The organism is Nocardiopsis sp. FIRDI 009, assembly GCF_003386285.1.
Taxonomy (GTDB): Bacteria; Actinomycetota; Actinomycetes; order Streptosporangiales; family Streptosporangiaceae; genus Nocardiopsis.
Genome location: NZ_QPNC01000028.1, coordinates 25,097 through 46,520, shown reverse-complemented (window position 1 = coordinate 46,520; position 21,424 = coordinate 25,097). Strand labels below are relative to the sequence as shown.

Here is a 21,424-nt window from a genome sequence, read left to right as displayed (position 1 = left end):
TCGGCCACCGTCCGCCGGGCACCCCGAACGGCCCCCGGGGACGCCCCACCGATCCACCGACACCGCGCCAGCACCGCACACCATCCGCGTGACATGGGCGTTCCCCGTTACCGGAACCACACCCCAGCCGCCCCGTGCGTGTCCGACCTGGGACCTTCGTCGGTGTGGAACCCCCACAGCCAGGGCATAGGCTGGAAACCCCTGATAGAACACAAGGGGACCGCGTACCACAACCACCCCGATGTCCCCACCGCACAGGGCATCCCGGGGTCCGATCACGCGGCCTCCTCCACTGGCGTTCCCGCTCACCGCACCCCGATCCCTGACCCGACCCGATGGCAGAAAGGCGCACCCTGGCGATGACGACCCCTCCCTCCGGCCCGGGCGGCAACGGCCGCGTCATCAGCGACCTGATCGACATCCCCGAGGCCGTCCAGGACGGCGATCTGGTCGTCAAGCTCACCGAGAGCACCACCACCCGCCAGGCCCAGGCCATCGCCGAGTACGTGGTCACCCCGCAGCTCGCCGAGTGCTTCGACCAGGCGCTGGAGACCATCCGCTCCTCCGTCGCCGACGGCAAGTCCCAGGCCGCCTACCTGCACGGCTCCTTCGGCGCCGGTAAGAGCCACTTCCTCGCCGTGCTCTCCGCGATCCTCGACCACCACCCCGACGCCCGCAGCAAGCCCGGCCTGGCCGACATCCTCGCCAAGCACGACACCTGGCTGGCCGACAAGAAGTTCATCGAGGTCAAGGCCCACCTGGTTGAGGAGACCGTGTCCATCGAGGCCAACATCCTCGGCGGATACGTGCGCCAGGTCCGCGCCGACCACCCCGACGCCCCCGTCCCGGCCGTCTACCGCGCCGACGGGCTGCTGGCCGACGCCCGTGAACTGCGCTCCCGCCTCGGGGACGACGCCTTCATCGACCAGCTCCCCGCCCGCGAGTCCGGCTCCGGCGACGGCCAGGGCAGCGGCGGCGCCGACGTGTGGGGAGCCTTCGGCGGCCCCGCCGCCTGGACCGCCGACACCCTCGACCGGGCGTTCGCCGCCCACCCCGAGAGCGCCGACCCCGCCGAGCGCACCCTGCGCGAGGAACTGGTCAGCGCCCTGCTCGGCGGGCCGTTCAAGCGCTACGCCGCCAGCGTCGGCGACTCCGGGGACGCCTACCTCAGCATCGACGAGGGCCTGTCGGTCATCAGCCGCCACGCCAAGGAGCACCTGGGCTGCGACGCCGTCGTCCTGCTCCTGGACGAGCTGATCCTGCGCTTCACCGCCTTCATCGGCGACGAGGCGCGCATCAACAGCGAGATCCAGAAGATCGCCAAGCTCGTCGAGTCCTCGCACAGCCACCGGCCCGCGCCCATCATCAGCCTCGTGCCCCGCCAGCGCGACCTGCGCGACCTGGTCGGCCTCGGCGGCGGCACCGAGGGCATCTCCCAGACCATCAGCTACTGGGACGGCCGCTTCGGCCACATCAAGCTCGCCGACGCCAACCTCACCGAGGTGGTGCGCCACCGCCTCATCAAGCCGCGCGACGACGCTGCGGCGGCCGAGATCGACGCCGCCTTCGAGCGGATGCGCAACACCCGCGCCGAGGTGCGCGACACCCTCCTGGACAGCGACGGCGGCGCCGACACCAGCACCTGGGAGGACTTCCGCAACCTCTACCCGTTCAGCCCCGCCCTGCTGCACGTCATGGTGGACCTGTCCGGGGCGCTGCAGCGCCAGCGGAGCGCGCTCAAGCTCCTGCTGCAACTACTGGTCAACCACCGCTCCACCCTGCCGGTGGGGCAGATGGTGCCGCTCGGCGCGGTCTTCGACGTCCTCATCGAGGGCGAGTCCCGCCCCTTCAAGGACCAGCTCAGCGCCGAGTACACCAAGATCAGCGCCTTCTATCGCAACCGGGTGCGCCCCTGGCTGCTGGACAAGCACCGGCTCACCGAGGCCGACACGGCCGGGCTGGACGTGCGCTCCCCGTTCCGCCGCGACGACCTGCTCGTCAAGACCCTGCTGCTGAGCGCGCTCACCCCCAACGTGCCCGCCCTGAAGGACCTGACCGCCGGGCGCGCCATCGCCCTCAACCAGGGCATCGTCAAGGCCCGCCGCACCGGCCAGGACGTCGCCGCCGTCACCCAGTTCTTCAAGGACATGGCCGCCCAGTTCGGCGAGGTGCGTGTCGGCGCCCAGTCCACCAACCCCACCGTCTCGCTCAACCTGCTGCGCGTGGACACCGAGTCCCTCATGCGCAGCGCCTACACGGCCGCCAACGACCACGCCCTGCGCCACCTGTTCAAGCGCCTGCTCTGGGAGGAACTGGGACTGGACGAGGGCGCCGGACGCACCACCGTCGTGTGGCGCGGCACCCAGCGCACGGTCGAGATCGTCTTCGGCAACGTGCGCTCGCCCGAGGACATGGACCGCGAGGACTTCCAGCCGATGGCGGCCAACGCCGTGCGGGTGGTCATCGACTACCCCTTCGACGAGGGCGACCACAACCCCACCGAGGACCGGCGCCGGGTGGAGGCGCTGCGTCAGGAGTTCACCGAACCCGTCGCCGGGCTGGTGTGGCTGCCCACCTTCCTGTCCCCGAACCGGATCGAGGACGCCCGCCGCATCCTCATGATGGAGTACCTGCTCCAGCCCGACATCGTGGAGGAGAAGGCGCCCGACTGGAGCAGCGACGACCGCCGAGAGGCCCGCGCCCAGCTCGACAACCAGCGCAACCAGCTCACCAACCAGATCCGCTCCCTGCTGCGCGGCGCCTACGGGCTCGTCGAGGCCGCCCCCGACAGCGGCGACTACGGCGCCCCCGCCGATCCGCACATCGAGCCGCTGCCGTCGTCGCTGTCCATCCCGCTGGAGGCGGGCAGTCAGTTCCCGGCCGCGCTGGAGCGCGTCACCTTCAAACTGCTGGACCACCTGTACCCGGAGCACCCGGACCTGTCCAGCCCCACGGGCAGGGCCGCGGTCCGCCGCAGCGAGCTCAGCACCGTGCTCGCCGCCGTCGAGGCCGCCAAGGCCGACAGGCTCAACCGGTACGAGCCGCCCAAGACCGACCTGCCCGTGCTGCGGCGCATCGCCGACCCCCTGCACATCGCCACCGTCACCGAGGTGTTCGTGCTCCGCGACGACTGGGTGCGCAGGATCGACCGGTACGCCAGCATCGACCAGGCCACCACCACCGACGTCAACGTCGGCAAGCTCAAGGAGTGGATCCGCTCCCGCGAGGACGGTCAGGGCCTGCCCGAGGACATCGTCGACCTCATCGTGCAGGTCTACGCCGTCCAGAGCGACCGCGCCTGGATCCGGGGCGGCAAGCGCTACACCGGCGCCACCTTCGGCCAGCTCGCCGGCGACATCGTGCTGCGCCGCCAGGAACTGCCCTCCGAGGAGGACTTCGAACGGGCCAACGAACGCGCCGAACGGATCTTCGGGCTCACCCGCCAACCCCTGCGCAGCGCCCGGGCCGTGCAGCGGCTGGCCGAACAGCTCAAGGAACAGGCCCGCCGCCTGCAGTCGGGCACCGAACACCTGGTGGGACAGCTCACCCGGCACGCCCAGGTGCTCGGACTGGACGACGACGCGCCCCGCCTGCGCACCGCCCGCGCGTGCGACGATCTCCTCGGCCGCCTGGTCGGGCTGGCGGACGACACCGCGCTCGTCACCGCCCTCGGCCAGGCCGACCTGCCCGATGAGGCCGGTGTGTACAAGATGGCCGTGACCGGCGCCGGAAACCTGGCCAGTGCTCTGGACGCCGCCCAGTGGGAGCTGCTGGAGGCCCTCGAACCCCTGGCCCGCGAAGGCGGTGGACAGTCCGACCAGGCCGCCGGAATCCTCGCCCGGCTCCAGGAGACCGCGCGCCACAACGAGAGCAGCAAGCGTCTGGCCACCGCGCTCAGCGCCGCCAACAGCGAGGCCGTCGCCCTGCTCGTGCGCAAGACCCCTGCCCCCAATCCGGATGCGGGCTCGGGCGGCGGGACCAGGACACCCGAGAACACGGGTAACGGAACCGGCACCGGTCCGGGGCCCCAACCGCAGGACACCACCTCCTGGGTACGGGTCGACTCCCACGACGACGTGGCCGCCACCGTCGCCAAGCTCCGCCGCGACCTCGGCATCCCCGAGGACAGGCCGATCCAGATCACCATCCGGGAGGCCGAGTGACCGCCACCCGAGGCGCCGACCCCGCCCCCACCGCGCTCGGACGGGTCAACGAGGAGGCCGTCACCAGCGCCCTCCAGCGCGCCCTGGAGGCCGAACAGCGCCGGGTCGACAAGGGCCACCGGCCCTCCGCGGCCCGCGCCCTCGCGCTGTCCGCCGACCCGCACTGGGAGGGCCCCGACACCCTCGCCGTACGCTACGGTGACACGGACCTGACCGTGCGCGTCGCGGGTGCGGACAGCGTCCTGGCCATCGTGCGCGAACTCAGCCTGCTCGGCGAGGACGTCGACTACCTCGTCGTGCTCACCCCGATCGACCCCGCCGACTTCGGCGAGGCACTACTGGGCAGGTTCCTCGGCGAGGACGTCACCCGTCTCAACGACTGGGAACTGCTCGCCACCGACCTCAAGGTCACCGGGATCGACCCGCGCCTGTACTCGGGCCGGTGGAGCTGGCTCGCCCACACCCTGCGCGGCATCCGCGCCACCCGACAGCTACGCCTGGGCACCGGCGTGCTCAAACTCGAACAGGCCCTGTCCATCGCGGTGTCCGTGCGCTTCGGCCGCGAACCCGGCGAACAGGTCGACAGCGCCGCCCTCCTGGAGTGGACCCGCGACCCCCACGCCGTCGCCGCGTTCACCCGCCTGGGCGAGGACGAACGCGACGAGCTGCGCGCCGCCGTGGTGGAGGCCCTGGGAGCCGTCCCCCGGGTGCTGTTCACCCTCCTGGACCGCGGCCACGCCCTGGACGCCATCCCCATCGGGCTGGCCCTGGGCGAGCTGGCCCGGGCCGCACGCGACGACCAGTTCGGCGAGGAGCAGCGCGGCAGGGTCGCCCACAACGCCCTCATCCGGGCCCAGGAACGCTACTTCGGACTGAGCCAACCCACCCCGCGGGACCTGGACGAGTTCGGCAAGGCGTGCATCGCGGCGCTCCTACGCCAACTCGACCTGCCCGACCCAGTCCACGCCGACGAGACCATCCGCCGGGCCGAGGAACTCCTCCACCAGCTCGACGCCGCCTCCGTCGCCGAGACCAGCGGACTGCTCGACGCCGGACTGCACAGTCGCATGGCCGACCTGGGCCGTGCCATCGGGGTCGCCCTCGGCGACGGCGACGCGCCCGTCAGCGAGTCCCTGCCGCTTCCGCAGGACCTGCGCGAGGTGGAGGAGGCGCTGAGCAGGCTGTCCGAACACCGCCGCCACGACCCCGACAGCAGCTCCGGTCGGGTCGCCGTCAACGCGGTCCGCCTCCTGCGCCGCCTGGCCACCGGCACCGCCGCGCACCCCCTGGGCGCGTCCGCGCCCACCACCACCCGGGAGTGGGTCCACACCCACGTGCGCGACACCGGATGGGTGGACCGGGCCGCGTCCGTCGTCTGGCACCACCACACCGAGGTGCCCGTCCTCGACCAGGCCCTGGCCACCCTCTACCACCGGGTCCGCGCCTGGCGGGCCCTCGTCGACGCCGAGTTCGCCACCGTCGTCAACCGGTGGAACAGCGGACACGCGCCCACCGACGACCAGCCGCGCGCGGAGAACCTGCTCGACCACTTCGCCCGTCCCCTGGCCACCGGGAACGCGCCCCTGGTCATCGTCCTGGACGGGATGAGCGTCGAGGTGGCCGTCCAGCTCGCCGAACACGTCAACGCGCGCGGCCGTCTCGTCGAGATCGGCCGCCAGAACGCGGACGGCGATCCGGCCCGGGCGGGCGCCCTGGCCACGGTCCCCTCCACGACCACCTGCTCCCGGGCCTCGCTGCTCACCGGCACCCTCACCACCGGAAAACAGGACACCGAACGCAAGGGGTTCCGCGACCTGTGGGCGAGCCCGGCCTTCGGCCGCCGCGACGCCGTGCTCTACCACCAGCGCGACCTGGAGGCCGGGGCCGGACAGCACCTGCCCACACGGGTTCAGGCACACCTGGAGGACACCGGCACCGTGGTCGGGGTCGTGCTCAACACCATCGACGACGCCCTGGCCAAGGGCCGGGAGGGCAACGACCCCACCTGGCGGCCGGAGCAGATCGGCGCGCTCACCTCCCTCCTCGACGCCGCCGCCCGCGTCGGACGGCCCGTCCTGCTCACCTCCGACCACGGCCACGTGTGGGACCGCAGGGAGGCCCGCAAGACCCAGGCGGGCGAGTCCGCCCGGTACCGCACCGGGGAGCCCGGGGAGGGCGAGGTCCTCGCCACCGGCGACCGGGTGCTCGTCGGTGACGGCAGCCTCGTGGTGCCCTACCGCGAGGACATCCGCTACACCGACCGCAAGGAGGGCTACCACGGCGGGTTCTCCGCCGCCGAGATGGTCATCCCCGTCCTGGCGTTCATCCCCGTGCTCGACCGGGCGCCCAAGGGATGGTCCCTGCTCTCGTCCGCCCAGCTCGAACCCGCCTGGTGGTCCCAACCGCTGGAGGGCACCGCCCCCGCCACCGAGACCGGCACGGGCTCCGCCCCCGCCCGGGGAGTGCGATCCGGTGCGGGGTCGTCCGCACCGGGCCGGGACACGGCGGGCGGTCGACGGAAGAGCGGGGGCGGCGGACGGTCGCGCTCGAAGTCCGTCCCGGACCAGACCCCCGCCCTGATCGAGGTGGCGGAGCTGGCCCCCGACAGCCTCGGCGCCAGGGTGACCGCGACGGCCGTGTTCGAGGCCAGCCTGGCGCGTGTGGCCAAGGCGCCGTCCGCCCGGGAGATCGGCGCGGTCATCGACGCCCTCGGCGCGGCGGGCGGCACCCACCCCCGCCTGCCGGTCGGAGCCGCCGCCCGCGCCGCGGGCAAGTCCGAGGCCCCGCACCGGGCCGTGCGCTTTCTCAAGATGGTCAGCAAGGTCCTCAACGTCGAGTCCTACCCGGTCCTGACCCTGACCGACGGCGACCGCAGCGCGGAACTCAACACCTCCCTGCTCCGCCAGCAGTTCCTCACCGAAGGGAGCTGACCGTGACCACCGTCAGCGCCGCCCGTCGCGACGACGTCGTCGGAGCCCTGCGCCGCGGGACCGTCCCGCACAGCGGCCTCGACCTGTTCGCCGTGGGCCTGGACCGCTTCACCCACGCCCTGGACCGGGAACTGGGTTCGGTCAGCGGCGGGGGCGCCGAGTTCAAGGCGGTCCGGGGCGAGTACGGGTCCGGCAAGACCTTCTTCGTGCGCTGGCTCGGTGAGCGCGCCAAACGCGCCAACTTCGCCGTCACCGAGATCCAGATCTCCGAGACCGAGACCCCGCTGCACCGGCTGGAGACCGTCTACCGGCGACTGACGGAGCGCCTCACCACCGCCACCCAGCCGCCCAGCGCCCTGCGCGAGATCGTCGACAACTGGGTCTACGCCCTGGAGGAGGACGTCCTGGCCACCGGCGAGGTGGCCGAGGACGACGAGGAGGCGCTCGACGCCGCCGTCCTGGAGCTGCTGGAGCGGCGGCTGTCCGAGGTCGCCGCCGCCAACCCCGGGTTCGCCGCGGCCCTGCGCGGCTACCACCGGGCACAGTCCGAGGGCGAACAGGCCATCGCCGAGGCGCTCATCGCCTGGCTCGGCGGACAGCCCAACGTCGCGTCCGCGGCCAAGCGCTACGCCGGGATCAAGGGCGACCTCGACCACTTCGGGGCCCTGGCCGCGCTCAAGGGGCTGCTCGTCCTCCTGCGCGACTGCGGGCATCCGGGGCTCCTCGTGGTCCTGGACGAGCTGGAGACCCTCCAGCGCGCCCGCACCGACACCCGGGAGAAGGGCCTCAACGCGCTGCGCCAGCTCCTGGACGAGATCGCCAACAGGCAGTTCCCCGGCCTGTACCTCGTCATCACCGGCACCCCCGCCTTCTTCGACGGCCCCCAGGGGGTCCAGCGCCTGGCCCCCCTGGCCCAGCGCCTGCACACCGACTTCCTGCCGGACCCGGCCCACGACAACCTCTACGCCAGCCAGATCCGTCTGACCGGCTTCGACCTGGCCAAGCTGCACGAGCTGGGCGTGGCCGTCCGGGAGCTGTACGCCGACGGCGCCGACGCCCCCCAGCGGGTGCGCGACAGAGTCGACGACGGCTACCTGCTCGCCTTCGCCGAAGCCGTCGCCGGGGAGCTGGGCGGTCGGGTCGGCATCGCGCCCCGGCTGTTCCTGCGCAAGCTCGTGGACGTGATGGACCGCGTCGACCAGAACCCCGACTTCGACCCCCGGGCGCACTACCACCTGACCGTCGGCGGACACGAACTCACCGAGGTCGAACGCGGGTCCCATGTGCAGCGCGCCGCCAGTGCCGACGAGGTGGAACTGGACCTGTGAGCGGAGCCCCCGAGGACACCGGTGGACCGGGACCGAGCAGCCTCGACCTGCTTCACCCCACCCTCGCCCACCACGTCGTCAACACCCTCGGCTGGCCCGGGCTCCGGCCGCTCCAGCGCGAGGCCCTGGCCCCGCTGATCGACGGCGACGACGCCGTCCTGCTCGCGCCCACCGCCGGAGGAAAGACCGAGGCGGCCCTGTTCCCGCTGCTCACGACCATGGCCGGGCGGTCGGGGGGCGGACTGTCCCTGCTGTACGTGTGCCCCATCAAGGCGCTGCTCAACAACCTGCTTCCCCGGGTCCAGGCGTACGCCGGGTGGATGGGGCGCACCGCCGAGCTCTGGCACGGGGACGTCACCACGGCCGGGCGCCGACGCATCCTGCGGCGTCGGCCCGACATCCTGCTCACCACCCCGGAGTCCCTGGAGTCCATGCTGGTGAGCGTCAAGGTCGACCACCGGGAGTTCTTCAAGAACCTGCACGCCATCGTCGTGGACGAGGTGCACGCCTTCGCCGGGGACGACCGCGGGTGGCACCTGCTCGCCGTGCTGGAGCGCCTCGGCCGGGTGGCCGGTCGCCCCATCCAGCGGGTGGGCCTGTCCGCCACCGTGGGCAACCCCGACGACCTGCTCTCCTGGCTCCAGGGGTCGATGGCGGGTCGCAGACCGGGCAGGGTGGTCGCACCCGGGGTGCACCTGCCCAAGCCCGGCCACGTGCCCGACGAGCCGCCGCCCGGTGACGTCGAACTCGACTACGTCGGCTCCCTGACCAACGCCGCCAAGGTCATCGCCTCCCTGCACCGGGGGGAGAAGCGCCTGGTGTTCTGCGACTCGCGCCAGTACGTGGAGGAGCTCGGCCACGCGCTGCGGGAGCTGGGTGTGACCACCTTCCTGTCGCACGCCTCCCTGTCCCTGGACGAGCGCCGCCGCGCCGAACACGCCTTCGGGGAGGCCCGCGACTGCGTCATCGTCGCCACCAGCACCCTGGAACTGGGAATCGACGTCGGGGACCTGGACCGGGTCATCCAGATCAACGCCCCCGGCACCGTCGCCTCCTTCCTCCAGCGCATCGGCCGCACCGGGCGGCGTCAGGGAAGCATCCGCAACTGCCTGTTCCTGGCCGTCGACAAGGCAGGGCTCCTGGACGCCGCCGGTCTCCTGCACCTGTGGGGACAGCACTGGGTGGAGCCCGTCGTCCCCACGCCCGAACCGCGCCACATCGTCGCCCAGCAGCTCCTGGCCCTGTGCCTGCAGGAGCCCGAGGTGGGCGCGCGGCTCTGGCCCGAATGGTGGGGCGACCTCGAACCCTTCCACCAGGGCGAGCCGATCGCCGCCCACCTGATCCGGGAGGGGTTCATCGACCTGGACGGCGGGTTGATGATGATCGGCCCCGAGGCCGAGAAGCGCTTCGGTCACCGGCATTTCATGGAACTGACCAGTGTCTTCACCGCGCCGCCGCAGTTCACCGCGCTGAACGGGCGCACCGAGATCGGTCGGGTGGACCCGGCGCTTCTGGCCGCCGACGAGGAACGGACCGGCCCGCGCCGACTGCTGTTGGCCGGGCGGACCTGGGTGGTGACCGGGGTGGACTGGCGGCGGCAACGCTGTTTCGTGGAACCCGTCGAGGGCGGCGGCGGGAAGGCCAAGTGGGACTCAGGCGGCCACCTGGGCTCCTTCTTCCACCTCACTCGCGCGGTGCGCGAGGTGCTCCTGGGGACCGATCCGCGGGTGCGGCTCACCCGCAGGGCGGTCAACGCCCTGGCCAAGGCGCGCGACGAGCACATCGATCTCGTACACCCCGGGGGATCGGTGATCGTGCGGTCCGAAGGCGGCGACCTGCGCTGGTGGACCTGGGCCGGAGCCCGGGCCAACCTCACCCTGGCCGCCAGTCTGGGAAACGCCGCCGACCCCAAACAGCAACCCAACGACGCCTGCCTGCGCCTGAACGCCGACCTGGAACCGCGCACCTGGGCCGAGGCCAAACAGGCCGCCCGGGAGAGTGTCACCCTGCCCACGGTGGCCACGCGAGCCCTGGACGGGCTCAAGTTCAGCGCTGCGTTGCCCAGGCACCTGGCCGAACGCACCCTGTCAGCCCGCCTCGCCGACGTCGACGGAGCGCGGACCCTCCTCAAGGAAAGCACCCGTTTCATTGTCCAGTGACGGTTACCCCGGACCTCCCTCCGATGGCTATGAGCGGATGACGTTGGTCCAGCTGCGGAAACTGGCCTATGACCGCCCCGTACGTTCCGTCTACGCGCGCAAGGCGGACCTCATCGCCGACCTGCGTGAGCTGGATCGACGACGCGCGGCCGGAGAACCCGAGGATCCGGTCGCGCACGCGTCCTGGCGACTCCGGAAACACGTTGAGGAGACTGACCGGAGGAAACGGGAGGAGGACTCCCGGAGAATCCTCGACCTCCTGGGGAACTGGAGCGAACCCGAGTACCGGCGGGGCGTCCATGCCGCCGTCGATGCGCTCAACGGGGCTTCCGGACCCTCCGACGAGGAGTGGCAGAGGTACTTCGAAGAACTCGAGACTCTGGTCAGGCCGCTGTTGGAGGGTGGCTGGGAGCTCTGGGACCACCTACAGGAGGGGTACCACGAGCCCGGTCACGGGCCCGTTATCATGGCCCACCTGCTTCGTTCCGGCACTGTCCTCTGCGTCACCTACGACGTGTGGGCACACCAGATCCAGTTCTCCTCCAACGAGTTCTCCGAAGGCGTCGGAGAGCCTCCCTTCGAGTTCGTCGAAGTGCTCGACGACATCGTGACGGTGGACATCGGCCAGGGTGCGGAAGAGGCTCAGCGTGAGGTCGCCGAACGACTCGGCGCACTGGGTCTCCTGGACCCCCTGCGCGTCAAGGCATCGGAGGACAGTACCGTGAGCGCCTCCGATCTCGTCTCCGTGGCTTACCAAAGGTGGATCCTCGAACCAGCGGCTTCCTACAGCGGACTGTCGGTGGAAGAACTCGGTGCCAGGCTGGACGCGGAGAAGGGCATGTCCACCTATGACCAGTTCGTCTGCTGTTTCGTCGGCCGAGATGTCTTGCCGGACTGTGTTCCGAGCGCGGCAGCGCTCGGTATCGCCTCATGGTGCTGGCGCAACGACACCGCCGTCGAGGATTGGCACCTGCCCGACGACGTCCTCATGGCACGCGTCAACATCGCCGTGACCAAGGCGATCCTTCCCCACCTCGACGAGATCGAGGGAACCGACTGGGAGGCCATCGAAGCGTGTTTGACAGATCCGGAGTGGGCGTTGCCGGACGGGCGGAAGATCTCGGAGCTGTTCGGAGAGGGCTGGACGGAGGTACGGCGGACGGTGTCCGAGCAGCTGCGCTTCTGGAAACGTATGGACGAGGATCTCCTTGGCCCGGAGCCGACCCTGCGTCTGCTCAGCGTGGGAGGCGCGACCGGCTACACCCGCCACTGGTGGGGACAGGGCCGTTGGGGCGCGATCTGCGAGCGAATCGTGTGGGATGCCGTCAGAGAGGGCATCCCCCTTCCCGGTGACTACCGGGAAGCCGGGGGCCGGGCACTGCTCCGGGACCTCGCGGATCCCGATCGTCTGGACGACGAAACCCTTCGCTGGTTGATCGACATGCCCGGTGCCGATGTGGGTCAGACGGCGGGATTGCGCCACCACACGGACGCCACCCGTGCTCTGCCCAAGGAGCTCACCATCCATATGCTCGCGGAGATGGAGCAGGACCCGGGCGAGTGAACTCCTTGGACGAAGGCGCTGCGCCGCTCCGTTCTCACCGTTTCGTCTCCGTGGGGCCACTGTGAGGACCGGCATGCGCGTGTTGGGGTGTATGCCCGTGCACGCCGCGAACACCTGCGCGCGGCCTCCCTCCAGACCCGCAACCCGCACCTGCTCGGTGGAGATCCACCGCACCGACTTTGACCTGTGCGGAGAGCCGCAAGTACGTTCTACGTCGATCTTCGCGTATGTCCATCCAGCAAGTGGAGCACCATAGTGAACAGTGAAGCCGTCGAGCAGGCGGCCGCCGTCCCCGGATGGTTTCAGGACAACCTCGATCTGCTGGTCGGCGTCCCCCTGCGAATCCTCCTCATCGTCCTCGGCGCGCTGATCGTTCGGGCGGTGGCCAGGCGCGCCATCTCCCGCGCCGTGGAACGCCTCCTGCAGCCCTCCGAACGGGAGAACGCGCCGAACCGCTCCGCCCGGGGACCCGCGGTCCTCCAGCGTGACGCGTCCCGGGCCAGCGAGAGGCGCCAGCAGCGGGCCCGCACCATCGGCTCGGTGCTCAGCAGCTTCACGACCATCGTCATCGTGGGGACCGCCCTGGCGATGATCCTCGACCAGTTCGGCATCGCCCTCGGCCCCCTGCTGGCCAGCGCGGGCGTGGTCGGCCTGGCGATCGGCTTCGGCGCCCAGAGCCTGGTCGCCGACTACCTGGCCGGCATGCTCATCATGATCGAGGACCAGTACGGCGTCGGCGACGTCGTCGACCTCGGCGAGGCGGTCGGCACGGTCGAGAGCGTGGGTCTGCGGCTCACCCAGGTCCGCGACATCAACGGCGGCCTGTGGCACATCCGCAACGGCGAGATCCAGCGGGTGCGCAACGACAGTCAGGATTGGGCCCGCGCCGTCCTCGACGTCTCCGTGTCCTACGAGTCCAACCTGGAGACGGTCTACGACACCCTGGAGAAGACCGGCCGGGAGATGCGCCAGGACCCGCAGTTCGAGGGCATCCTCCTGGAGGACCCGTCGATCTGGGGTGTGCAGTCCCTGGACGCGGACGGCGTCGTCGTGCGCCTCGCCGTCAAGACCGCTCCGCTCGAACAGTGGGCCGTGACCCGTGAACTGCGCCGTCGCGTCAAGGAATCCCTCGACGCCGCGGGCATCGACATCCCGTTCCCCCAGCGCACCGTCTGGATGCGCACCGGCGACGGCACCCCCGCCTGACGGGGCCGCTCGCCACGGCGAGGGGCCGCGACGTGATGGCCACGCACGACGGGTGAGCGTGCGTGGCCATCGTCGTGTGGCTGCCGTCGCGGTCCCGTCCCCTGGTCGAGGAGACGAAAGCGGCCGGGAACAGCCCCCGAACGTCCCTCCGCGGTCAGAGGGTCCTCTCCTCCCGGACACCGCAGACTGATCGCGTACGGGGTATCGGGTTCCACCTTCACGGGGTCACCGTGGGTAGCGGTGTGTCCGACCGGCCACCGCCGCCCCCACGGAGGTTTCGTGCGACACAGCGAACGGTGTGCACTGGCGACCAGGCCCAGGTGCGTCTGTACCGGTTGCGGAGGAAGCCTGCACGGATGGCCGGGCTACCTCGCGCGTGCGGGAGGAGGCCCGGAGACGGTCAGGGACCTGGGTGAATCCGCCGAACGACTGTGGTGGGAGCGCAGGAGACGGCACCGGGACAACGGCCGCAGGGCCCCCACCCTGTACCTCCAGCGGGCCGGGGCGCGCGTGGCCCTCGCCGCCCTGGTCGCCTGGCTCGCGGACGAGAGGGCGACACGGAACCGGATCGGTGCTCTCGGAACCGGGCTCCACGGCGAGGTCTTCGACCGGGACCTGCGCCGGTACGCCTCGCGGCGCGCCGCGACCGATCCCGCCTTCGCGGATGTCGGGAAGGCGATCGTCGGTCACTTCTGGTGCGACCTGCTCGTGGAGATCGCGCGGGCACTCGACCTGGGCGCCGACCGCCTCGACCAGGTGCCGCAGACCGCCCGGGCGGCGCTGTTCGAGGGATGGGAGGCACCCTCCTGGGACCGGGCACGGACGGCGCTGGCCGGGGCCGCCCTCGGGTTCCTCTGGAAGTGCTTCCAGTGGTTCGCGGGCGCCGACCCGCGGGCGCTGGCCCTGGAGTCGCGCGTCCTGGCGGCGTTCATCTGCCCCGACCCCGGCGGGCACCCCAGGGTCGCCCAGCGCGCTCTCCGGCCGCTGGTACTGGACACCCTCGGTGAGGCGCTCGGGGCCAACCTGGAACCCGGCTGGCTGTGGGGGCAGGAACCCTTGGGGCTGGTTCCGGACCGGGGCGGCCTCGCGTCGTAGCACCCACCGGGCCAGCCCGAAACGGGCTCCCCTCACAGGCGTCACGTCCTCCGCGGGTACCGAGGGAGGACGTCTTCCAACTCCCCTCCCGTGCCTTTCCCGGGACGCGGGGAACGAGTCCGGATGCCGCCGCGTACGCCGGGTCGAGCGGCCGCGCGACGATGGAGCGTGGCGGATCGACCAGCTCGCCCCCCACGGCACCGACCCGGGAGCCCGGAGGGAGAGGGGATCGTGTCGGGGTCGGTTCCGGCCCGCCCGGCACGTCCGGGGTGCCGAAGCCGTGCCGGTGCGGCGCCGCGCGGGCTCCTCACCCCCGCTGTGCCAGCATGGCCAGGGCCTCCAGGATGTCGTGGTCACCCCGGTCGGCCAGACGCTCCCGGACCTGGTCGGCGGAGGTGTCGGAGGCCAGTCCCAGCGCGTCGGCGAGGGCGGCCACCGCGTCGGTCCCGGACACCGGTGCGGTCACACCGGCCAGGGTCAGGGCGCGCGAGAGCGGGTCGGGGGACGCGGAGGCGGCGCCGGACACCCGACACCGCACGCGCCCCTCGGCGAACGTGATGAAGGCGTGGTCGCCCTCGGCGGCGCCCTGTTCCTGGAGGAGGGGGCGGACCGAGCTCATCAGCGGCTGGTTCTTCCAGGTCGCCGCCGACTCCCGGTCACCGACGAGCACCGGTAGGCGCGCCCCGGGGTACAGCCCGGCCCACACCGCGAAGCCGTTCGGCATCGGGAAGCCGGAGCCCCGCAGGTGTTCGGCGTTGACGTCCACGCGCAGCCACCAGGCGCCCTCGGCGTCCCGGAAGCACCGGCGGGTGCGGTCCACGGTGCGGCGGGGACGGTAGGCGCTGTCACCGCCGCGCGCGGGGTCGTCGAGGAGCCCGATCCACCCGGGCCTGGGGTGGGCGAACGCGCTTCCCGACGTCAGGGAGCGGACGGAACTCTCGCTGACGTCGAAGCGGCCCGCGATCGACTCGGCGAGCTCGGCCACCCGCATCTCGCCCCCGGCCCTCTCCAGTTCGCGGCGCACGGTCCCCTCGACCCCCAGGTACTCCTCACCGCCCCAGGAACGCAGACCGAAGACCCTGCGGTCCCGCCGCATGAGGCGGTCGTCGTTGTGCAGCCGTTCCCGGAAACCGGCCTCGTTGAAGTCTCCACCGATGCGCTCGATGAGTTCGTCGACGTGCAGCGGGCGCCCCGCGGCGGCCAGGACGGCGCACGCCTTGTCCGGAAGGCTGCGCCCCCAGTGGATGACCTGGTCGTCGACGACACGGGTCCGGGGCAGCGCCTCGATCCACGCCCGCGCGTGTTCGGGGAGGATCCCCGCCCCGTGCGCGGCCTCCAGCGTCTCACCGAGGGGCAGACAGGTCCTGGTCTCCAGCAGGCCCGACAGGCGTCGCGCGAGGGCGTCGGCCTCCTCGGTGAGAAGCCATCCGTCCGTGACGCGGTGCCCGGGCAACAGGGTGAGGACGACACGCCCCATCGGGATGCCCAGGCACGGAACGGGCAGGGAGTGCTCGGGGCGCAGCGCCCAGAGGGAGTCGAGCGGGGCGGCGGAGCCGAGCCGGGCGGACACCGATTCCAGGTAGGCGGTCAGGGGCTCGCCGAAGGGGGAGTCCAGCCAGGAGCGCAGGTCCCGCTCGACCTGCTTGTGGATCTGGCGGATGCGTTCGCGGGTCACCCCGAACTCACCGCTGATGGACTCCAGGGTCTCGGGGTCGTCGGTGAAGATCCGTCTCGCGGCCACGGCGCGACGGCGCTCGTCGCCGACCATGAACCAGGAGTCGATCTCATCGAGCAGGGTGGCGGCGTGATCGGTTTCCCCGGTTCCGACGGGCGTCACCGCGGGCTCCGCGGACGCGGTGGGGTCGGAGGACGGGCGGTCCTCTCCCGGGGACGCGGACGGACCGGGGGCCTGTGGCTCCCGGGGCGGTTCGGAGTCCGTGGCCGGAGTGTCCGCACCCCGTGCGCCGACGGTTCTGTTCTCCTCGGTAGCCCTGGGGACGCCGTTCCCGACGGGTTCCTTCGGCAGTGTTTCCAGGACGGTCAGGAAGGCGGCCCGGAGCGTCCTTTCCACACCCGTCCCGTCCAGGTCGGAGGTCATACGCCACAGTGGTGTGTCGAGGACCGGCTCCTGCTCGGCGAGGCCCGCGCCCCATTCGTCCGAGCGACCGGTGGCGTACAGCGCGGGCATCACCTCGCCCAGGGCCCGCCCCTCCCAACGGAGCGACGCCAGACGGGCCAACCCCGAGGCCACGTGTTCGGCTCCGACACGCCCAAGGACGAGCGGGAGCCGGATCCGACTCCACCAGCGCTCCTCGGGCAGGCGGGGATGGCCGAGCGCCTCGGCGACCAGCTCCTCGCAGGTGTCGTCGAGGGCGGGCACGAGGTGGGTGAGCCGGAAGTCGACGGGACGGGTCAAGGAGGGGCCTCTCACGCGTGTGGTGCGGGATCACGGCTCACGTTAGGGGAGGCCGGTGACATCCGTGGCCGACGTGCCCCGACGCTGTCCGGAAACGGCCATGAGGGTCTCGGCGTGGTCAGAGGCCGTTAGCGTGGCCGGACGTGAGCGATGCCGACACCCACCGAGACCACCTCTCGTCCGTCAGGGACTACGCCAGCCTCGTGGACCGCGTCTTCGCGCGAGGTCCGGAACGCGTCTGCGACGAACTGTCCGAGTCCGTCCCCGAGACGGCCGACCCCGCCTCCGAACCCGCACTGCTGCGGCGGCTCCTGCGCACCAACGCCCACCTGCTCACCCGGTCCCGCGACCGCACCGAGGTCGCCTGCACGCTGTCCGACGTCCTGGCCCGCGAACCACGGGTGTCCGCATGGCTGACCGGTATGGACGAGGCCCTGCCGCCGGTGCGCCTGGCCGCGCGCGGGCCCGACACGGTGCCCACCGACGCCCGGCTGCTGCGCGTGCTGACCGGCCACCGTGCTCCGGTGTGCTCGGTCGCCTGGTCGCCCGACGGCGGGAAGCTGGCGACGGTGGGCCTCTACGACGCCACGGTGCGGATCTGGGACACGGGAACCTGGCGGCAGGAACAGCGCCTGGACATCGAGGGCGCGTCCCTGGACCGGGCGGCATGGAGCCCCGACGGGCGGCGGCTCGCCGTTCTCGGCAGGAGCGACCGCTTCCCCGACCTCGGAGAGTACGACGCCGACGACGTCCACGGGTGGGAGAGTCGGACCGAGTACGTGCGCACGGTGCTCGTCTACGACACCGCCACCTGGAAGGAGCAGGCCGCCACGCCCACGGCGCCGCGGTCCGGGTACGGAGCCCACCCAGCCATCGCCTGGTCGCCGGACTCCCGGACGCTCGCCATCGGAGAGGACATCGGCGTGCGCCTGTGGGCGGTCGACGAAGGCGAGCGGTCGCCGTGGCTCCTGGTCGGTGACGTGATCACGCGGGTACTCGACCTGCACTGGCACTCCGACGGCGCGCTCGCGGCCCTGGCCCAGGGCGGGGGTCCCGTGCCGGGAGGGAATCCGCCGGTTCCGGAGAGCCTCCTGCTGACCTGGTCCGACCCGTGCGACGACCCCCGGTACCGGGTGTGGGGTCATGGGACGCCCTGGGACTCCGTGTCGGGGGTGCGCTGGCATCCCGACGGGGAACGGGTCTGCGTGTTCTCCAGGCGTGAGCTGGTCGTGTGCGCCCCGGGCTCCGAACGGGTCCTGTGGCGCACCGAACGCGAGCACGGTGCCCCCTGGACGAGGGCCGTCGAATGGTCCCCCGACGGCGGTGTCCTCGCCGAACTCAGGCTCCAGCACCAGGGATGGGCCCACCTCGTCCTGTGGGACGTCAGAGTCGACGGCGCGCTGTCACCGCGCGCCCGGATCGACTGCTGCCCGGAGGAGACCACGGCGCTGGCCTGGAGCCCCGACGGCGGCGCGCTGACCACGGGCGGATCGGGCGGGGTCCGGCTGTGGACCCCGCTGGGAGGGGGACACCACACCCCGGAACGGCGCGTCCCGCGGTGCGCCGATCCCGTGTGGAGCCCCGACGGCGCGCGTGTCGCGGTGCGGTCCTTCCAGGGAGGACCGTGGTACACGGCCGACGCGCGCGACCCGCGAAGGACCGAACCGGCGGGCGACCGGTGCCCCTTCCCGCACACCGACGTCGAGGAGACCCGGGATCTGGTCGAGGCCGCGCGCAGGGAGGGACGCGACTACGACTCCTACGCCAGCATGCACGGTCGCTACGCCCCTGATGCGGTCAGCCCGGGGAGGGAACTGTACGCGCTCGCGGGCGGGCTGGCCCCCGTCAGACTCTTCGACCTGGTCAACGGCGGCAGCCGCAGGCTCAACGACACCACACCCGAGGGCCGTTGGACGCTGGTCAGGTTCAGCCCCGACGCGGACGGGATCGTCACCGTGCAGCACCGCACGGTCAGCTACGGCCGGGGCGGCGACTGGGTGGAGGAGATCGTGTTCACCCTGTGGGACGTGACGACGGGCGAACAGCTGGCCCGTACGCGTTCACGGGGTTCCCGCAGCGGGAGGGCGTGGGCCGACTATCCGCGCGACCTGGTCGTGGGCCGTGCCCACCTGGCCTGGTGCGGCAACCACGGTGTGGTCGCCCTGCACGACGCCCGCACGCTGGAACCCCTCAGCCGTACGAGGGTCACCGGAGAGGTGAACGGGGTGGCGTTCTCACCGGACGAGCGTGCCCTGGCCGTCACCGGGGACGCCGGGGTACGCGTCTTCGACGTGGTCGACGGTGGCCTTCTCGGGTAGTACGCCGGTCGGGTCCCGGGCGGTCGTGTCGGCCCCGCCGCGCCGGGCGGGTCCGAGACCGGCGGTCGTCGGCGTGACCCCGCCCAGTGCGGCCCGCCGCCTCACCCCCGGCCGCGGGCCTTGTGCGCGGCCCGCCGCGCCACCTTGGCGACCCGCCTGTCCGGGTGCAGCCGCCCCAGGGTCTCCAACGCCGGGACCGCCTGGGGGTGGTCCACCCGCCACAGGTCGTCCGCGGTCTCGAGCACCATCCGTCCGATGGACCCTCCGTCGGCTTCCTCGTTGAGCGCGAACAACGTGCTCACCTGGTACTCGCCCAGCTCCATCGGCCCGGCGACGGTGTCGATGACCATCCAGGGGCCGTGCTCGGTGAACATCCGACGCCCCTCCTCCCTGGAGAGGACGTCGGAGCTGAGCAGCGCGCTGGCGGCCAGACCGGCCACGGTCCGCCGCTGTGACCCGAGCAGGGCGCGCAGCGCGGGCGCGGTCCGCTCACCGAGTGAGTTGAGCACCATCGCGCCCAGGGCGCGGCGCGCCGCCCCGTGGCCGGTCGGCGCCGCGGCGGCCTCCGCGATCTCCCGCACCGCCTCCTCCGGCGTGCGGTGGGCCGCCCACGGCGTGATCTCGGCGGCGTGGTACTCCCTCGGCAGCGCCGCCAGCGCGTCGAGGAGCTCGTCCGCCCCGACCGCGGCCAGGGACCCGCTGAGCGGCGCCGGGATCCCCATGCCGAGCAGGAGCTCCCGGGTTCCGTACCGCCCTAGGGGCGTGAGCGCGATCGAGCAGTCGATGGTCCCGGCCGCGTGCGCGCTCTCGACCTCGTCCCGATCGGGGACGCGGGACCGGACGTGCCCCGGCCGGTACAGGGCGGCCAGGGGCGGGGGAGTGCGGTCGGTCAGGCGCACCGCGCCGATCGCGGCGAGCCCGTGCACCGTCGTGTAGAGGATCTCGGTCATGAGCCCCCTCCACATCTCGGCGTCCCGGGCGTCGAGGGCGCCCGGCCCGTCGGCCGGGGGCACCAGGGCCCGGGCCAACCCGCCGAGGGGGAACCCGGCGCCGTCGGGCGCCTCGTAGAGGGAGCGCAGGGTGGGGGGAAGGACGTCGGACCCGTCGATCCCCGTCCGGTGGTACCCGCCCGGGACGGGCGGGCCGTCGACGGCCGCGTCGAACAGATCCGTCCACAGCTCCAGCACCCGTCCGGGGTCCGTCTCCAGCCCGTCGGCCGCGCCGGTGGGCCGCGCGGTGGTGGAGCCCACCTCGACCAGGCCCAGTTCGACGGCCGCCTCCCAGGGGGCCAGGAAGTCGGGGAGATCCTTGGCCGTCCGGGCGCACCCGAGCGCTTCCGCCCGCTCGGCGGACTCCGCCTCGGACGCCACCGGCCACAGGTCGAGTTCCTCGATGGCGGCGCGGGCCTCGCCGGGGCGGGGCACACCGGTGCCGGTCAGCCTCCGGCGCGGGGCGGTCCAGCGGGCCAGCCGGACGGCGCCGCGGAGCAGCGGCGCGTCCAGGGCGGTGCGGGCGAGCTCGTCCTCGGGGGGCAGCGTCACCGGTCGCGCCGGGTCGGCGCGCGGGACGGCGTCGCCGGGCTCGTCCAGGGGCAGTGTTCCGACCGCCGTCCGGAGCCCGTCCCGGATCTCTCCGACGTCGAGGTCGTCGGGGGCGAGCAGCCCCACCCAGGCCCGCTGTTCCTCGGCCTCGCCGTGGGGCCCGTCCTGGATCTCGTCGGGGTGGTCCCGCAGGTGGCGCAGGTGCTCGTACCCCTCGGCGCCGCCGCAGTCCTCCGGCGGGCAGCCGCCGTGCCCGTTCAGGAACCGGGGGTAGACGGCGTCGGGCGGGGCGTCGTCGATGTCCTCCACGGTGACGGTGTGCCGCCACTCGTCGCCGAGGTCGTAGGTGTAGGTGCCCCGGGAACCGGGACGCCGCAGGACGTCACCGACCCTGACCCCCCGTTCGTCGCGGTCGGGGGGACCGAACCCGGGATGGTCGTCCCCCCGGTCGCTGTAGCGCCGCCCACCGAACTCGAAGGTGTGCAGGTGTTCGTCGTTCCAGCCCAGGACCGCCTGGATGATGGCGTGCAGACCGCCGAGGCGGGTAACGGAGGGTACGTCGACGCGGCGCCACACCGGGGGGTTGGTGCCGTCGAGGACGATCGTGAGCCGGTGGACCCGATGCGACGTTGCGCGGCGTGCCATGCCCTCTCCCTGAGGCTTGCTGCGGTTCGGTGCTTTCAGTTCTAGCGGTCGCCCTCGGG

10 protein-coding genes are annotated in these 21,424 nt (G+C 72.3%); 8 read left to right on the top strand and 2 right to left on the bottom strand.

Annotated features, from left to right (window positions below; genetic code table 11):
- The first annotated feature begins 359 nt into the window (after window positions 1–359).
- The 7 genes from DVR05_RS21965 (at window position 360) to DVR05_RS21935 (ending at window position 14,445) form a co-directional block, all read left to right on the top strand.
- Entirely contained in the window at window positions 360–4,163 is a 3,804-nt protein-coding gene (locus DVR05_RS21965) for a phage resistance protein (RefSeq protein WP_116247802.1), read from the top strand.
- Complete coding sequence (gene pglZ, locus DVR05_RS21960) at window positions 4,160–7,093, top strand: BREX-2 system phosphatase PglZ (RefSeq protein WP_116247801.1); 2,934 nt, start codon at window positions 4,160–4,162, stop codon at window positions 7,091–7,093. Before DVR05_RS21965 ends, pglZ begins: the two co-directional genes overlap by 4 nt.
- 2 nt (window positions 7,094–7,095) lie before the next feature.
- Window positions 7,096–8,421 (top strand): BREX system ATP-binding protein BrxD, encoded by a 1,326-nt coding sequence (gene brxD, locus DVR05_RS21955; protein ID WP_116247800.1) that lies wholly within the window; start codon window positions 7,096–7,098, stop codon window positions 8,419–8,421.
- The gene (locus DVR05_RS21950) at window positions 8,418–10,580 is read left to right on the top strand and encodes a DEAD/DEAH box helicase (protein WP_116247799.1); all 2,163 of its coding nucleotides are present in this window, start codon (window positions 8,418–8,420) and stop codon (window positions 10,578–10,580) included. The genes brxD and DVR05_RS21950 overlap by 4 nt, the downstream gene beginning before the upstream one ends.
- A gap of 37 nt (window positions 10,581–10,617) precedes the next feature.
- The gene (locus tag DVR05_RS21945) at window positions 10,618–12,144 is read left to right on the top strand and encodes a hypothetical protein (protein WP_116247798.1); all 1,527 of its coding nucleotides are present in this window, start codon (window positions 10,618–10,620) and stop codon (window positions 12,142–12,144) included.
- Between the two features lie 255 nt (window positions 12,145–12,399).
- Entirely contained in the window at window positions 12,400–13,350 is a 951-nt protein-coding gene (locus DVR05_RS21940) for a mechanosensitive ion channel family protein (RefSeq protein ID WP_116247797.1), read from the top strand.
- Between the two features lie 279 nt (window positions 13,351–13,629).
- On the top strand, window positions 13,630–14,445 hold the full coding sequence (locus DVR05_RS21935; protein ID WP_157982506.1) for a hypothetical protein: 816 nt from the start codon (window positions 13,630–13,632) through the stop codon (window positions 14,443–14,445).
- A 307-nt stretch (window positions 14,446–14,752) separates the two neighbouring features.
- Here the strand turns inward: DVR05_RS21935 and DVR05_RS21930 are convergent, their stop codons facing one another.
- A complete protein-coding gene (locus tag DVR05_RS21930; RefSeq protein ID WP_116247795.1) occupies window positions 14,753–16,861 on the bottom strand; it encodes a sigma factor-like helix-turn-helix DNA-binding protein in 2,109 nt (702 codons plus the stop codon).
- Between the two features lie 143 nt (window positions 16,862–17,004).
- Here DVR05_RS21930 and DVR05_RS21925 point away from each other — a divergent pair, with 143 nt between their 5' ends.
- Window positions 17,005–19,179: a WD40 repeat domain-containing protein gene (locus tag DVR05_RS21925; RefSeq protein WP_116247794.1), complete on the top strand. Its 2,175-nt coding sequence runs from the start codon at window positions 17,005–17,007 to the stop codon at window positions 19,177–19,179.
- A gap of 101 nt (window positions 19,180–19,280) precedes the next feature.
- On the opposite strand, the gene DVR05_RS21920 is transcribed toward DVR05_RS21925, so the two are convergent.
- Entirely contained in the window at window positions 19,281–21,365 is a 2,085-nt protein-coding gene (locus DVR05_RS21920; protein ID WP_198659290.1) for a plasmid pRiA4b ORF-3 family protein, read from the bottom strand.
- Window positions 21,366–21,424: the final 59 nt, after the last annotated feature.

Excerpts from the sequence above, each read along its gene's own strand:
- DVR05_RS21920 (WP_198659290.1), bottom strand. The coding sequence starts at position 21,365 with ATGGCACGCCGCGCAACGTCGCATCGGGTCCACCGGCTCACGATCGTC.
- DVR05_RS21945 (WP_116247798.1), top strand. The coding sequence starts at position 10,618 with ATGACGTTGGTCCAGCTGCGGAAACTGGCCTATGACCGCCCCGTACGT.
- DVR05_RS21965 (WP_116247802.1), top strand. The coding sequence starts at position 360 with ATGACGACCCCTCCCTCCGGCCCGGGCGGCAACGGCCGCGTCATCAGC.